The following is a 16561-nucleotide window of genomic DNA, read 5'->3' on the forward strand; positions in this document are numbered from 1 at the left end:
AGTTTCAACTCTTAATCTGTTAAAGGCATGGCAAAGGTATCTGGTTTTTCACGGTCAAAAATTTCATTAGCCCACAGCATCACCACCATTTCATCATCACCGATATTGGTGATGTCATGTGTCCAACCGGGTACAGTTTCTACAATTCGAGGTTCTTCACCTGTGGTTTCTAATTGATAGAATTCGCCTGTGATCACATGTTTAAATTTGAACAGTGCCTTGCCTTTAATCACCAAGAATTTTTCAGTTTTACTGTGATGATAGTGTCCACCACGGGTAATGCCTGGATGTGCAGTAAAGTAGGAGAATTGTCCTGCATCGGGTGTTTTCAGCATTTCCACAAATACACCACGCTGATCACCATATTTTGGTACGCTGTAATCAAACTGATGGGGCTGTAAAAAGCTTAAATAGGTTGAATACAATGCACGAGCCAACCCTGCCCCAACACGATCACTGATGAGTGAATCACGTGACTGTTTAAAACCCTGCAAAATTTTTGCAAGATCACCGACTGTGATTTGATATTCAGGCGTTATTTCAAATGTTGGAGTGACGGTGATATTCCCTTGGATGATATTCCAGAAAGTCTCGACCACATCATCGACATACACCAATCGTATTACTGCATTTTCATCATTGATTTGAATAGGTAGATCATTGGCAGTGTTATAGCAGAAGGTCGCTACAGCAGAGTTATAGTTCGGACGTGACCATTTACCAAAGACATTGGCTAAACGACATATATGGACAGCATTACCATTTGACTGCTGTAAATCCAACAGTACTTGTTCACCACCGAGTTTGCTTTTTCCATAGGCATTTTCATGCTCAGCCTGAATGGAAGAAGACAAAATAATTGGTGTTAGTTTTTGAGCATCCACCAAACATTGCGTAATTCTTTGCGTTAAACTCACATTTCCATCAATGAATTCTTGTTCATTGACCGGTCGATTGACCCCAGCCAAATGGATAATCCAATCGGCTTCGGTCACAGCAGTTATTAATTCAGCATCGCTAGATTGACGGTTAATCTTTAAAATTTCGATGTCATCTTTTTCATATAAAAATTGGATCAAATTTTTTGCAATAAAGCCATTTGAGCCTGTGACGAGTATTTTCATGTTATGCCTCGGGATCAATATATTGACCGTCAATGAGCGCACGAATGAAATCAAGTTTAAGCAATAGCTTTTTCATGCCTTCCACGTCTAAACGTTCGGTATTATTCGAGTTATAGTCTTCAAATTGCTTAATTTTATGATCACCATCTTCTACATATTTCGCATAGTTTAAATCACGCTGATCTGCTGGAACACGGAAGTAATTTCCTTGATCATACGCAACTGCCATTTCTTCACGACTTAGCAGTGCTTCAAATGCTTTTTCCCCATGACGTGTCCCCATAATTGAAATCGGATGTTCAGGCACGGAAAGTAGCTCTGTTAAGGCCTGAGCCAATACTTGAATGGTTGCGGCTGGTGCTTTTTGTACAAAGATATCGCCATTTTCACCATGTTCAAAAGCATACAAAACTAGGTCAACTGCATCATCTAAAGTCATCATGAAACGTGTCATGTTTGGGTCTGTAATGGTAATTTGTTTGGCTGCACGAATTTGATCTACAAACAATGGAATTACTGAGCCACGTGATGCCATGACATTGCCATAACGTGTACAGCAAATAGTAGTTTCTGTTTCTTCTAAATTACGCGATTTCGCCACAATGACTTTTTCCATCATCGCTTTAGAGATACCCATTGCATTAATTGGGTAAACTGCTTTGTCTGTGCTTAGACAGACAATACGTTTGACACGGTTTTGAATTGCAGCTTCTAAAACATTCTCTGTACCTAGAACGTTGGTTTTAACAGCTTCCATCGGGTGGAATTCACATGATGGAACTTGTTTTAGTGCGGCAGCATGGTAGATATAGTCCACGCCACGTGTTGCATTTAATACGCTGTTATAATCACGTACATCACCAATATAGAACTTCAACTTAGATGAATTGTATTTTTTACGCATATCATCTTGCTTTTTCTCATCACGACTAAAGATACGAATTTCTTTAATATCGGTTTGTAAAAAACGTTTTAAAACCGCATTACCAAATGAACCTGTACCACCAGTAATAAGAAGTGTTTTATTTGAAAAATTCACAATTATTCCATTAAGATATTGATAAGTTTAGATATATCATTGTCGATTAACTTTAAAGGAGAAGGTAGCTCTTCTTCCAAGGCCTTTATTATAGACAGTTTGATAGAATCAAGACTATTAGGATCGAATATTAAAGAAGGTTTACAAACTTCATAAGTGTATGGCAAATCAGAAGCAATAACTTTACACCCCCCATCAATAGCCTCTGCTAATCCCAAACCAAAGCTTTCAGCTAGAGAAGGAAAAATTAAATACTCATGTCTTAAGTATAACTCCGTTAATTTTTCTCTTGGCTGAAAACCAACATTAAAAATCGGATAACCTAAAAGTTTTTTCTCTTTAATCAAACTACACAGTATCTCATCATTTTGAGGAACAGTAAGAGTTAGATGACCCGCTCTAATCTCATCATATGCTAAACAAAATGCTTCTATTAATTTAACATGGTTTTTATGTGGAGAACTATTACTAACATATAATAATCCCCCCTTCTCTCTTTGGATTTGAAATCCTGAAAAGTTGATTTGGGGATAAAATGGTAGTTTAAGAACTTTCTCACTACTATTTCCCAAGTATTTATGAGAAAACTTTTGTTTTATATATTCACTTTGAACTAACCATATATCTGCATTTTTCCTTAAAGTTGATAAAACCATTTGTTTCAATTTATAAATGATTTTATTTTTTAATGAAAAATTTTCTGGAATACTGAGAAAAAGAGGTTGATGAAAATAAATAACTGTTTTAGCATTTACACGGACAGGTGGCGGGACATTTCCAAAACATAAAATCGAATCAAAATCGTTATCAATTTTAGAATAAAACTTATACCTCTCTATCATAGAGGCATTAATAAAAGAGCAATTTTTTAAATTTAAAAAATCTTTCTCACATCGACTATCTAATAAATAAAAAACATTCAATTTATTTTTTTCAAGATATGAGATTAAATACTTTAAAAGAACAAATCCTCCGCCATCATTAATATAGCATGAATCAATTAAAAATTTTTTCATTCACATAACCTTTAATCTAAATTTTTTCAACTATCTTAAAAGAAATTATTCCACAAATCAAAAAATAAAAAGAAGACATTAAGTCACCTCTTAATAAAAAAAACACAGCAGAACACAAAAACAAGCCTTTACAATAATTATAATTTATAATATTACCTAGTAAATATTTCATATCAATATTTTTCATTAAAAAACCAAGAATTAATGCAAAAAACACAATGCCAAAATAACTAAAATTAATATATGCTTCACCAATAAAAGGCATAGATATATTTGAAAAAGTATAGTTATTATTCATAGCTAATTGATAACCACTACCATAGGGCTTTGACTCCCATAGCGATCTAGGTATATAAAAAAACATTGGCCCAAGCAATTGATAACCATAAGTTACAAAATCACTTCGTAAAACATCTGCTAAATTTTGATAGGCATCAAAATGAGCTTGATTGAAAAAACTTAACTCAGGAACAAAAGAAATTTTTTGATCTTTAGAAAAGTATCTAAATTGATTTAAAAAAGGAAAAACAAAAACTATAGAAAGTATTAGAGTTAATGCAATATTTACAGGTTTTCTAAAATTAGGAAATATAAGTAATAGTAAAGGAAGATATATGAAACCAACTAAAAAACGCGGAATCGCACTAGGAAAATTACAAATTAAAAGTATAAAAAAGACAAAATATGATAAGTAATATCTCTTCTCTACTATTAATCTCATAAGTAAAAATGCTGGAATTAATCTACAAATCATTATAATGATAGAGAGCAATGGATTTTTATGACTACTTTCATACACATCCCCTTCTATCCCTCTCACAAGCATTCTATAAAAATCGAAATTTTTAGCATAAAATAAAATCAAAAAACACAAAATACTGACTAAAATAACCCATAGAGCCTTTATTTGACTATGAGTTTTACCATTATTAAAAGAATTACTCTGCCCCCCCCCCGAGCCTCCAATAAAATAAAAAGATTTAGATGAATAAAAGTATGAAACAAAAACAATTATGTTAAATACAAAAATAATAATATTTGTATAAATGTAATCAAAATTATTAAAATCATTATTAACCCATATTAATACATTTTCCGTATAGTTTAAATAAGGAATAAATGACATAAACATTAAATTAAATATAGAATAAAAAAGTATTACCCTAACACCACTCTTTAGTGAAAAAAACAACAAAAATATTGAAACTAGAATATTAAAAATAAAACTAAAACCTACAATATCTATTTTCAATTCCATTAAATAAATTAATGAAATAAATGTAAATAGAGAACCTAACAAAAAAAATAAATTATAAACTTTAATTTTCATAAATATATTATTCCTATTTACCGAGCAATCTATCAATAATAAAATTACTGGACGCTCCACAACTTTTTTCATCTACAAATATAGATTTAGATAAGTTTCTTTTTCTAAAAAAAACTAATTCTCCAATATCTTCTGCAGAACTAATAGTGAATATATTTTCTTTTACTAATTTTAAAGGAGTAACTATTTTTCTAGAATAATTATTTTCAGAACCCTCAATCATACCAACGGGTATTGATGTCGGAATACAATCAATAATCACTGATGAAAAATCAGAAATTAGACCATTAGACATACTCAATAAGTCATATAATTCTATCCCCAAACTACTCCAGGTAGCTGAATCATAAAATTTTATATATGAATATTTATCTTGATAATCTAATATATTTAAAGCATCCATAGGATGTAATTTTATCAATACATAGAATTTCTTTAAATAACAAATTTTATTTAATTTTTCTAGAAATAAATTATCTAGATCATTTAGAAAAGAATTTGATGCACTATCGCGTCTTATATCTCCTGTGTTAGATACACGATAAGTTGGCAACCAAATAATAATTTTAACTCCCTGATTCAATCCTAATTTCTTATAAATACTCTCTTTTTCTTTAGAGCTAATTCCATTATATAAAACATCATTTCGAGGTAAATTAGAAATCAAAACATTTTGCTTTTTTAATCCAAAAGATTCTGCAATAATGTCTTGATAAAATATAGAAGTTGAAATAGAAAAATCTGAGCAGTCTACTAGATTATCTTTACTATCTAAAAACCCAATAGCCTTAATTGGCATCCCATGCCATAGATTCACAATTATCGGTGCTCTAAATACTTTACGGATAAAGAAATAAGTACCATGAGTATGAAATACAAATTTTGATGAACAAAAATATATAAAACCTTTTAAGCTCCACCTTTTAACAATTTTAACTTCAACAGATTTTTTTATAGATAAAATTTTATTTTTTATTTCTACATTCTCCTCATCTACTAACCAGACTAATTCATAATCTATATTATTTTCTATGCAATAATTATATAGATACCAACTATTATCACTAGCATCAGGAAAACTTAGAAAACATATTCTTTTTTTTTAAATGTAATTAAGCACATTAAAAAATAAAATGATAATAAAAATACTGATGCAAAAGGCTTAATATATTTCATCATAAAACCCATAAAATTAATCTAATTTTTCCACAATACTTGAAATCGTATCCAAAGCATCTTTCAATCTTTCAATATGAGATTTATCTAACACATTTAAAGACTGTTTTAACTGTGTACTAGAAATCCCTTCGGTTCTAGGTAAATAAACTACTTCACAATGTTCTTTCAATTCATCGAAATGCCCGGCCCAATCATGTCCCATACCGAAAATTGAGACTCCATATTTTTTTATATCCTTTACTTTTTGATCCCAGGCCGACTCAGGTATCGCCAAGTCAACACATTTAAGACCTTGAACAATTTGCAATCTATCTTCAAATTTTATAATTGTTTTCTTTTTTTTCAAAGAGTTAAATTCATCTGTGGAGACACCCACTATTAAATAATCTCCTAAGGCCTTCATTCTTTGCAATAAATTTAAATGACCAATATGAAAAAGATCAAAAGTGCCATATGTAATTACTACTTTTTTCCCTTGAATACTCACATTAAACTCATATAAATATAGTGAAATTATTTTTTATTATAATATAAATTTAGAACAATTTCATTAATTTAAATTTAAATTAACCCATAGAACAATATTTGATCATTATATTAATATAAAAAAACCAAATAAATTTTACTTTATAAGGTTATTATTAAAAAATATTTAAAACGCAAATATTATTTAGCCTATCTCAATAGATAATGCATGTTGCTTACGATTCTGCTCTGATGGCAATACCATATAATCCTTTCCATATAGATTCTCTAAATACTTATGAGGATTAGCAGGACCTAAAAAGGCATGTCCTTCGAAGAATATTTCTTTAACAGGAAAACAATGACTTTTATTTAATTTTGGAGTAATACCTGTACCAAAGATGTGACTTATTTTATTTTCAGGAGCAAATCTAGAAAATAAATTTTGAAATATTAAAACCAAAAACTTAATTATAGGATAAATCATGAATGCCACAAATCTTTTAATATGACTTCGCTTAACATATGCAGCTTTGTGCATCATTGATGCAACATAGAATCGATCTATATTTTTCTTTAATCGATATGAATAACACTTCTTGAGTGGTAATACATCCAACCATAAACCATGATATAGAAAATTGTCACGAGTACTATTATCTTTATACATTACTTTAGAGGACCGATCCACTAAGCGTATGTATGTGCGCCCAAATGCTTTATTACTACTGTAGGTTTGTACAAAGTATTTTACCGACGCTTCTTTGTTCAATACATCTACTAGTTTCTGGTAATCTTCATACCATATATCAATATCAACATCGTCATCCCATGGAATAAATCCCCCATGTCTTACCGCGCCAAGACAGGTTCCTCCACTTAAAAAATATTGAATATTATATTTTCGACATATATGGTCAAAATCTATAAGCATTTCAAGTAAACGCTTTTGTGCTTTACGCAACATTGTTCCTTCACCATTATATCTCGAAAAATCTTCCATTAGTAAATCGTTTGGATGATTATTCATTAAATACTCCTAAAGTATTTAAAGTACGTATTAGACCTTGCTCTAAAGGAATATTAGGCATCCATCCTAATTGTTGTAATAAGTTTGTATCTAACATTTTACGCTCATAGCTCGTATACCCCACTTTACTATACTCATTTAACTGTATAGATACCCCATTACCAAAATTAACTAATTTTTGCAACATTTTAGCCAAATTCAATATGCTAATTGGTTGTAATTCATTGGCAATATTATATGCCTTACATGGCGCCCCTTTAATCATTATATAAATGATTGCTGTTAAAACATCAGTAATATAACAAAATGCACGTTCCGCTGTACCGTCACTTTTTAATATAATATCTCTATTGTTAACCGCGTCATTAATCAAGTCAGCCATTACACGACCATCATTTTGAATCTGCATACCCGGCCCATAACTATGAGCTATACGTAAGGTATTAAAAGAAATCTTATATTGCTGATAATATGCTTGCAACATGGATTCTGCTAAACGCTTACTTTCTGGATAACAATCGCGTGGATTTAATGGATCCAATACTCCCATACTACTTTCATTTATTATATTTACTCCTTCTACACATCCATAAATTTCACGAGTAGATGTAAAAATAACTTTTTCGGTATTCGAAGTTCTTGCACATTCCAATATATTTTTTGTACCTAAAACATTTGCATTAATCACTCCAACAGGATCATTAATGATATGATAAGGACTCGCACCGCCTGCGGCATGAAAAATATAATGAATCTCTCCATCAAAATGAATTGGTTCGCAAACGTCTTGGACTAAGTAGTAAGCAGTGGATAATGCTTCGCCATATACAGCCTTTAACTTCTCATAATTTCTCGCCAAAAAAATAGGCTGTATATTTAGTTTGAGATGTTCATTTAAATGAAGCAATAAGAATCCAAAATATGATGCCAACATACCTGTAGCACCAGTGATTAGAATAGTTTTATTTTTTAATTGCTCAAAGGGTAGATCTAAATTAATAATCTCATCTAAATCCCTTTTTACTTGGGAATGACCATAATTTATCATCTTTATCCTCCGAAAATTTGACTATTTTCACGAGCTTCCACAATAGCACGGAAAATATAATAATCTGTAGGGGTGGTAATTTTTATATTTTGATTCGCCCCTTCTACCAAAGTTAAACCATATCCAAATTGTTGCATAAGACTGCAGGAATCAACTGAATCAGTTATTCCTTTATCTAGAGCTTGGCGATGCACCTTTAATATGTCCTTTAATAAAAAACTTTGGGGTGCTTTAGCAAGGCGCGAGTGACTACGACTAGGAACTTCTGTAACTCTCATCGCATCATCGACTACAACAAAAGTTTCGACTGTTGGTGCGGTAGTAATTGCATTTCCTGTTAATTTAACTTGAGCAATATTCTTTGAAATTATTGAATGATCAATTAACGGTCTTACCCCATCATGAATAATTACTGTTGTATCAGGAGAGAACTTTTTCTCAATTGATCGTAAACCATTATAAATCGAGCATTGACCTGTAGATCCTCCCTCGACTACCTCTACAACCTTGGTAATCTCATAACGAACAAGCAGTTTTTTCATATAATCAGTCCAATCCGCTACACAAACTACTACGATTGAATCAATTTCTGCATGAGATTGAAAAATCTCTAATGTATAAATAATAATTGGCTTTCCATGCAACTCTAAGAACTGCTTAGGTTTAGCTAAACTATTCATACGACTACCAACACCGCCAGCAAAAATTAGTGCTACATTCATACAAGAGCTTCTCTGATATATTTCATAGAATGTGAAATTTCAATATCTAAAATTTTATTAACTTTATCATAATTAATAGATTCTTGATTTTTTGGACCAGAATTAAAATCAACAAAACGATTATTTAAATCAAACATCTTTAGCAGGCTTTTTATTTTTATATCAAATCCATCTCTTGCAAATAAATAAAAATCTCGATTAAAAACAATAGAGAAACATGCACCATGAAATCCGTTAGTAAATATACATTCAGCATTTTTAAACATATATAAAAATTCCCCAATACCTAAATCAGTTAAAACTTCATGATTATATTTAATTTTATTTTGACTAAAATCACTAATTTCTATTAATTTTAAACCTTTTTCATCTGCATATTTTTGTGCCTGCAGCAGTAGGTTTTTATCATTTTTCATACAATTATAAACAACTACAAAATTTTTATAGGGCATTTCTTCAATATATTGACAGTATTCTTCTTTACTCAGTAATAATACAGGGTCCAGCACCCAATGACAGGTTCGGCCTGTTAACTTTTCAACATATTTTGCTGTTTCATCTTCACGTGAAGATAAATGATCATAATTTTCAAGTAATACTTTAAATTCTTGCTCTTGATCATTATTGAGAATGGTATTACTAATACTAGGTGAATAAGCTACTTTATTTATATTAGAAAAACAATCAAAATCAAAAAATAAAACTCGATCAAAACCTTTATTTGTTAAAGGACTCCATGTTACATCACTTTCACAAACCACACTTGTAAAAGGAAAATGTTTATACTCATTATTGATAAAAGAAGAGTATTTAAATGGAAGACCATTATCAGAAAACATAATACAATTATCATTATAAAATTTCTGGAATTTCTTGTATTTTTTTTTCAGTGATGGGCCATTGATTAAACCAAATAAAAAGCTTTTTATCGATTTATGCGTTTTGAAATTTGTAACAGCCAAGTGATTAAAATCAAAATTTTCAACATGTTTTGATCGATAATCTACAATATGGCTTTCTATCCCTTCTTTTTCCAAAGCTTTTTGAAAAGCAAAAGAATGAAGAGCAGCGCCAAAATTCATATATAAGGAATATTTATTATAACTAAAAATACCAACCAGCATTAGGAACCCTTTTATTAAATTAAAAAATTGCAGAACTCATTTTAAACCTAGTGTAAACCATATACCAAACTACTATTTTTCTTAAAAATATGGACAAAAATGTAGCTATGGCAGCTCCGTTAATTCCATAATGTGGAATAAGAAGTGCATTTAAGCAAATATTGCAAATTGCTGCGAGTAGTAAAGTATATAAAGTTGCTTTTTCATAACCACTCATTGTCAGGATAATCCCTCCAGGCCCAATTATTGCATGAACTAATTGGCCGGCGGAAAGCCATAATAAAGGTAGATATGCAGCTTCATAAGCTTGTCCAAAAATTAGCACAATAAGTTTTTTACCAAAAAAAAGAAAGAAACAAAATCCTATTAATGCAATTATTGAGGAGAATCTTGCACTTTTTCTAGCAATATGAAAAGTAGATTCAATATTTGATTCAGCAGAATATTTTGATATATGTGGGGCAATAATCGTATTCATAGCTGTAACCCCAACAATGACTAGCATAGCGCCTTGAACTGCAATTTTATAAATTCCAACCTCTGCCACAGAACGAAATGAACCTAACATAATAGTCGCTGTCTCTACAACTAAAATATCTAAACCAGAAATCATTGCTAATGGCATTACACTATTAAACCAGGAACGGATCTCATATTTTTTTTGAACACCACTTAATTGAGGAGGTTTTGCTTTCACCAATAACCAAGCCCCAAAAATAAATGCTAACCCTGTTGATAATGCATTTAACATCATTACAAATGAAGCATTTACTTCTGTATTAATTAAAAATATAGGAATTACTAAAAATAACAAAAAAATTAATGGCTTAACTACCTGCTCTGGAAGCTGACCTTGAGTAACTTTTCTTAACCCTCTCAAAGAAGCTGATCTTAATGCAGCAAAAGCAGATAAGGGAATAAGTAAAGCCCCCCATAAAAGAGTTGTATAATCAGACATTGATATATTATTCTTATTAAAAAACACATAGCCCATAAATATAATCAAAATAAATATTAACAACTTAAATGTTAAACTATTAGCCCAAGACCATAGTCCACTGATTAATCCCCAATCTTTATTAGCTTCACTCTTTGCTGTCTCACGCACTAAAAGATTTGGTAATCCAAACATTGCTGGAATTGCTAATATTGATACTATGGCCAGAATGTAAGAGTAATACCCGTATTGCTCTGGACCTAAATTTCTAGCTAAAATAATTGCTGTTATTAAACTACAACCAGTACCAGATAGTTTAATAAAAATACTTGCAATACCATTTTTAATTAAGTTAACTTTCAAGCCCATCCCATCCGAATAATTTCATTACCAAAATAAATATTTTATATCTCATTTCAATAGAAATTAAATTTATTCCATTAATTTAAAGATACTATACCAAACTAAAATAAGTATGCTATTTTATCTTTCATAGCCATCTACATATAATCTTAAAATCATTAAAATCAAATCTATATTATTTGAATGTGAAGCACTTTTCATATCTATGAAAATTTTTTCTATTTCAATCCATTCTATAAATGACTCAAATGATTTTAGAATTCTTTCATGCTTGGTTTTCTCGATACCTTCTTGATCAATCAGCAATTCTTCATATAACTTTTCACCGGGACGCAACCCTGTAAACTGAATCTCAATATCCCCCACCCCATTTTCATCAATACATCTAAAACCACTTAAACGAATCATTTGTTTAGCTAAATCGACAATTTTTACCGACTCCCCCATATCCAACAAGAACACATCACCACCTGTACCCATTGCACCCGCTTGAATCACGAGCTGTGCAGCTTCAGGAATGGTCATAAAATAACGCGTTACTTCAGGATGCGTGACTGTAACAGGACCACCTTGCGCAATTTGCTTCTTAAACAGTGGAACCACTGAACCTGATGATCCTAAAACATTGCCAAAACGCACAATACTGATTTGGGTTGTAGGGTTCGTAGAAGCGAGTCCCTGACAATATAGCTCTGCCATACGCTTAGATGCACCCATCACATTTGTGGGACGCACCGCTTTATCAGTCGAAATCAAGACAAAAGTTTCAACTGCTTGTGCAACAGCAGCATCCACACTGCGCTGCGTACCAATAGACGTATTATAAATCCCCTCAAATGGATTGGCTTCTACCAAAGGCACATGCTTATAGGCCGCCGCGTGATAGACCGTTTGCACGCTGTATTGTTGTAAAATCCGTTCCAATTTGGCTTGATTCGTCACAGAACCTAAAACAGAAATCACCTGTACACCTGAGATTTGTAATTCTCGATCGATCGAATACAAGGCAAATTCAGACATTTCAAATAGCACCAACATTTTCGGCTGATGTTTGACAATCTGACGACACAGTTCAGAGCCAATCGAGCCCCCTGCCCCAGTCACCATCACGACTTTGTTTTTAATATTTTTCTCTAAAAGCTCAGGTTTGGGAGGTACAGGATCACGACCAAGTAAATCAATAATATCCACTTCACGAATATCAGAGACTTTGACTTTACCATCGACCAATTGTGTCACACCTGGTAATTCCATGATTTTGACATCAGTGGCTTCAAAGGATTCAATGATTTCCTTTTTACGGGCACGTCCCACCGATGGCATAGCAAGTAAAACTTCTTCAATGCCAAATTTACCGAGTTTTTTCTGTGCTTTTTTCGGTGAGTAAATCTTTAAACCACTTAAAGACTGACCTTTGAGTGATGTTTTATCATCAATAAAACAGACTGGTAGATAATCATCAGAACGGTTTAAGGCTGCCGCAATTTGTTGTCCTGCAAGTCCTGCGCCATAAATCGCCACGCGTTTACGGGTTTGTTTTTTAGCAAAGGTTTTAAGCGTCGCATAACGAATCACTGCGCGACTCCACCACATATAGGAAAACAGCATAAAGCCGTACATGAGGGGAATACTCATGGGGATAAAGGCAATATTCAGCTTTTTGATCGTGTATAACGCCACAATCTGAATAAATGTTCCAATGGAAATACGGAGTAAATAATCTTCGTTAAAGGAACGCACAATGGCGCTATACACCCCTAACAGAATAAACACACCAATGCCAAACACCCCAACATAGATATACCATGCCTCAAGCCCTTGCATGATCTGTACATTGGGACGAGCCAAACGAATCGCATAAGCCAACCACATCATGATCGGCAAGGCACAGATGTCCACCATCACCAAAAATATTTGTTTTTGATAACGTGGTAAGGAGGCAAGCGATCGGATGAGTTTTTTCACTTAAGAAATATTTCCAAATAATATAAAGCTAATGCTGATTAGGCTTTGAATGATTCAATCTTTACAATAACGCTTTGAATTGCATCTAAGGTTTTTTGTAGGCTTTGTTCAGACAAAGTTGGATGCACCAAAAACATTAAGCTACTTTCACCTAAAGCTTTCGCATTGGCTAATCGTGTTTCTGGACACCATGGTGTACGATCAAATGCTTTTTCTAAATACACTTCTGAACATGAACCGCTAAAACATGGCACCGCTTGCTCACTGATTTCTGCCATGATGCGATCACGCGACCAATCTTCAGGCAAGGCTGAAGTATTCACTTGCACATAGCATTTATAGGCTGCATGCACATATTCAACAGATGGTTTTGCTACAGTAAAATACGGACTATTTTCAAACGCCGCTTGGATACGTGCCATATTGGCATTACGTTTTGCAGTCCATTCGGGCATTTGTTTGAGCTGTAAACGGCCAATCACCGCCTGCATTTCCATCATGCGCCAGTTGGTGCCAAATGAGTCATGCAGCCAGCGGAATCCCGGCGGATGTTGCTTGTTATACACGCTATCAAAGTTTTTGCCGTGATCTTTATACGACCACATTTTTTTCCACAAACTTTCGTCATTGGTAGTGACCATGCCGCCTTCACCACCTGTAGTCATAATTTTGTCTTGGCAGAATGACCATGCACCAATATGCCCGATTGAACCTGCTGATTTGCCTTTGTACATTGCACCATGTGCTTGGGCACAATCCTCAATCACATAGATGCCTTTTTCCTCAGCCAATTGCATGATCGGATCCATATCACACATCCAGCCTGCCAAATGCACACAGATAATCGCTTTGGTATTCGGCGTAATCACTGCTTCAATGGTACGGCAAGAAATATTCTGTGAATCTAGCTCTACATCAGCAAAAATAGGATTGGCACCTGCAGTCACAATCGAGCTTGCCGAAGCTAAAAACGTACGTGAGGTAACAATCACATCATCGCCTGCACCAATACCTAAGGCTTTTAATGCTACATCCAATGCGACTGTACCATTGGCAACGGCAACTGCATGCTTGGTTCCTGCAAACTGTGCAAATTCCTTTTCAAATTCACGGCATTCTTGACCTGTCCAATAATTCACCTTATTGGATAAAAGGACTTTTGATACCGCATCGGCTTCTGCTTGAGTAAAGCTTGGCCAAGGTTCAAATGCACTGTTTAACATGGAGTTTTCCTAGTCTCAAAATCGAGTTTAAAAATCTATTTTTTCGTCACAAGACGGGCAGGATTGCCCACCACTGTTGCGCCCGCAGGCACACTTTTAGTCACGACAGCACCCATACCAACAATAGCACCTGCACCAATCACTAAAGGCTGATCAGGTGTGCCCTGCTTAATCATCGCACCCGCGCCAATATAGGCATGCGCGTGTATATGAATATTGCCGTTGCATTTTACGCCTGGCGCGAAAGTAACGAAATCCCCAATCACGCAATCATGCTCGACATAACTGTATAAATTGGTATGAAAACACTTACCGATTCTGACATTTGAGCCAATGGTGACAAATGGACTTAAAGCAGAGCCTTTAGCGAGCTCAAGCTGATCCATTAGAACTACATTGTCCGCGATGATCGACCAAAGGTGAATGCCATCCATCTCTAAACTCTGAGCGATCTTTTCTCGTACATGACTATTGGCAATCGCGATTTGCACGTATTTTTCTGAAGCCGTTTCATTTAAAAATGTGAGGTAATTCATGGCGCGATGACCGTTTACTTCTGCAACCGATTCCAAGGCATCATCAATAAATATGATTTCTGAAGCATCACTTTCACGTGCTAATTGCTGGCGTGCAACAGGCATTAAACTGCGCCCGCAGCCTGAAGCGCCATAAATTGCATAGAGCTTAGTCATCTTTAGGCTCCGAAGTACCCGTAAATTTACTCATGGTCGCTTCACCTTCGGCACTAATATCATCTTTAGACAATACTTTCTGCACCGTTTTCAGCATGATTTTAAAATCGAGCCATAATGAACGGTTTTCGACATACCATGTGTCTAGCTCAAATTTCTTTTCCCATGAAATAGCATTACGACCATTCACTTGCGCATACCCTGTGATGCCCGGACGCACGTTATGACGTTTGGCTTGTTGCTCATTATAGAGGGGTAAATATTCCATCAGCAGTGGTCGTGGTCCGACAATACTCATATCGCCTTTAATCACGTTCCATAGTTCTGGCATTTCATCCAAACTGGTTGCACGAAGCATTTTACCAAATGGGGTAAGACGTTCACTGTCCGGTAATGGATTGCCATTATCATCAAGTGCATCTTTCATGGTGCGGAACTTGATCATTTCAAATGGCTTGCCATGTAAACCCGGACGCACCTGACGAAACAGCACCGGTGAACCTAAATTCTTTTTCACCTTATGCGCCACAAAAGCATATACAGGAGACAGCAGCACTAGCGCAGATGATGCAATCACAATATCCAATAAGCGCTTTAACATGGTTCACTCTTGAGGTTAGATAAAAATGGCGGAGTCAATATTCATTTCTAGCAATGATTATACCCTGTCCAAAGCCATCAGATTTGTAAAATATTTCAACATCACAGGGATTCAAGTATTCCCCATTCTAAAAGCTGCTAAACCATATAGCCGTTTAGAGATCTGTCCAACGACGATTAACTGCATGACCCGGATTATTCATGCTGATCACCTTTGCGTAGTTTCCTACCGCAGTTGCATTTTCAGGAATATCTTTTGTCACCACGCTGCCCGCACCTATAGTGGCATTATTGCCAATTTTGACATGCTCAATAATGCAGACATTTGGCCCTATATAAACATTATCGCCAATTTCTGCGGCTTGACGGCCGCCATTTGCACCAATGGTAGTAAATTGCGATAAATTCACATTATTGCCAATCACAGTCGTAGGGTTAACAACTAGCGGCCCGCCATGCCCAATAAACAAGCCATAACCAATTTTTGTTGTTATATGAATATCAATGCCGTAGTGCTTTTTTTTATAATAATAGATAGGATAGGCCAGTTTTGCCCACGTGCTTTGAGCGCTGGCTAAACGCAGCCAAAATGAAAAATTAAAACCGCGATTGAAAAAATAAGTTTTCAAAAATGTTTTTAAACTGACATGACCGGTATAACGGTATAAATCACTTTTTATATATTTTAAGGTCATCTAGATCGT

16 protein-coding genes are annotated in these 16561 nt (G+C 34.1%); all 16 read right to left on the minus strand.

What is annotated here, in order from left to right:
* Positions 1-11: 11 nt before the first annotated feature.
* The 16 genes from FTT84_RS02790 to FTT84_RS02865 all read right to left on the minus strand — a co-directional run bounded on the left by FTT84_RS02790 (position 12) and on the right by FTT84_RS02865 (position 16552).
* Positions 12-1124 carry an NAD-dependent epimerase/dehydratase family protein gene (locus FTT84_RS02790; protein ID WP_180079898.1) on the minus strand — a complete coding sequence of 371 codons (1113 nt, stop codon included), beginning with the start codon at positions 1122-1124 and terminating at the stop codon, positions 12-14.
* A 1-nt stretch (position 1125) separates the two neighbouring features.
* Complete coding sequence (locus tag FTT84_RS02795; protein WP_373684985.1) at positions 1126-2163, minus strand: polysaccharide biosynthesis protein; 1038 nt, start codon at positions 2161-2163, stop codon at positions 1126-1128.
* Positions 2164-2165: 2 nt separating this feature from the next.
* Positions 2166-3179 carry a glycosyltransferase gene (locus tag FTT84_RS02800; protein ID WP_180079896.1) on the minus strand — a complete coding sequence of 338 codons (1014 nt, stop codon included), beginning with the start codon at positions 3177-3179 and terminating at the stop codon, positions 2166-2168.
* Positions 3180-3195: 16 nt separating this feature from the next.
* A complete protein-coding gene (locus FTT84_RS02805; protein ID WP_180079894.1) occupies positions 3196-4509 on the minus strand; it encodes an O-antigen polymerase in 1314 nt (437 codons plus the stop codon).
* A 13-nt stretch (positions 4510-4522) separates the two neighbouring features.
* Entirely contained in the window at positions 4523-5602 is a 1080-nt protein-coding gene (locus FTT84_RS02810) for a CDP-glycerol glycerophosphotransferase family protein (protein ID WP_180079935.1), read from the minus strand.
* Between the two features lie 99 nt (positions 5603-5701).
* Positions 5702-6175 (minus strand): adenylyltransferase/cytidyltransferase family protein, encoded by a 474-nt coding sequence (locus FTT84_RS02815; protein WP_180079892.1) that lies wholly within the window; start codon positions 6173-6175, stop codon positions 5702-5704.
* A 183-nt stretch (positions 6176-6358) separates the two neighbouring features.
* Entirely contained in the window at positions 6359-7183 is an 825-nt protein-coding gene (locus tag FTT84_RS02820; RefSeq protein ID WP_180079890.1) for a phosphorylcholine transferase LicD, read from the minus strand.
* The gene (locus FTT84_RS02825) at positions 7176-8231 is read right to left on the minus strand and encodes an NAD-dependent epimerase/dehydratase family protein (protein WP_180079888.1); all 1056 of its coding nucleotides are present in this window, start codon (positions 8229-8231) and stop codon (positions 7176-7178) included. Before FTT84_RS02825 ends, FTT84_RS02820 begins: the two co-directional genes overlap by 8 nt.
* Positions 8232-8233: 2 nt before the next feature.
* Positions 8234-8953: a 2-C-methyl-D-erythritol 4-phosphate cytidylyltransferase gene (locus FTT84_RS02830; protein ID WP_180079887.1), complete on the minus strand. Its 720-nt coding sequence runs from the start codon at positions 8951-8953 to the stop codon at positions 8234-8236.
* Positions 8950-10077 (minus strand): polysaccharide pyruvyl transferase family protein, encoded by a 1128-nt coding sequence (locus tag FTT84_RS02835; protein ID WP_180079885.1) that lies wholly within the window; start codon positions 10075-10077, stop codon positions 8950-8952. Before FTT84_RS02835 ends, FTT84_RS02830 begins: the two co-directional genes overlap by 4 nt.
* Before the next feature lie 19 nt (positions 10078-10096).
* A complete protein-coding gene (locus tag FTT84_RS02840; protein WP_180079883.1) occupies positions 10097-11377 on the minus strand; it encodes a flippase in 1281 nt (426 codons plus the stop codon).
* Positions 11378-11497: 120 nt separating this feature from the next.
* Positions 11498-13342 (minus strand): nucleoside-diphosphate sugar epimerase/dehydratase, encoded by a 1845-nt coding sequence (locus tag FTT84_RS02845; RefSeq protein ID WP_180079881.1) that lies wholly within the window; start codon positions 13340-13342, stop codon positions 11498-11500.
* Positions 13343-13380: 38 nt separating this feature from the next.
* Positions 13381-14565: a DegT/DnrJ/EryC1/StrS aminotransferase family protein gene (locus FTT84_RS02850; protein WP_180079878.1), complete on the minus strand. Its 1185-nt coding sequence runs from the start codon at positions 14563-14565 to the stop codon at positions 13381-13383.
* Between the two features lie 35 nt (positions 14566-14600).
* On the minus strand, positions 14601-15257 hold the full coding sequence (locus FTT84_RS02855; RefSeq protein WP_180079876.1) for a NeuD/PglB/VioB family sugar acetyltransferase: 657 nt from the start codon (positions 15255-15257) through the stop codon (positions 14601-14603).
* A complete protein-coding gene (locus FTT84_RS02860; RefSeq protein WP_180079874.1) occupies positions 15250-15858 on the minus strand; it encodes a sugar transferase in 609 nt (202 codons plus the stop codon). Before FTT84_RS02860 ends, FTT84_RS02855 begins: the two co-directional genes overlap by 8 nt.
* A gap of 154 nt (positions 15859-16012) precedes the next feature.
* Entirely contained in the window at positions 16013-16552 is a 540-nt protein-coding gene (locus FTT84_RS02865) for a serine O-acetyltransferase (protein ID WP_180065144.1), read from the minus strand.
* Positions 16553-16561 lie beyond the last annotated feature (9 nt).

Origin of the sequence: Acinetobacter sp. YH01019, assembly GCF_013420285.1 — a bacterium.
Lineage (GTDB): Bacteria > Pseudomonadota > Gammaproteobacteria > Pseudomonadales > Moraxellaceae > Acinetobacter > Acinetobacter gandensis.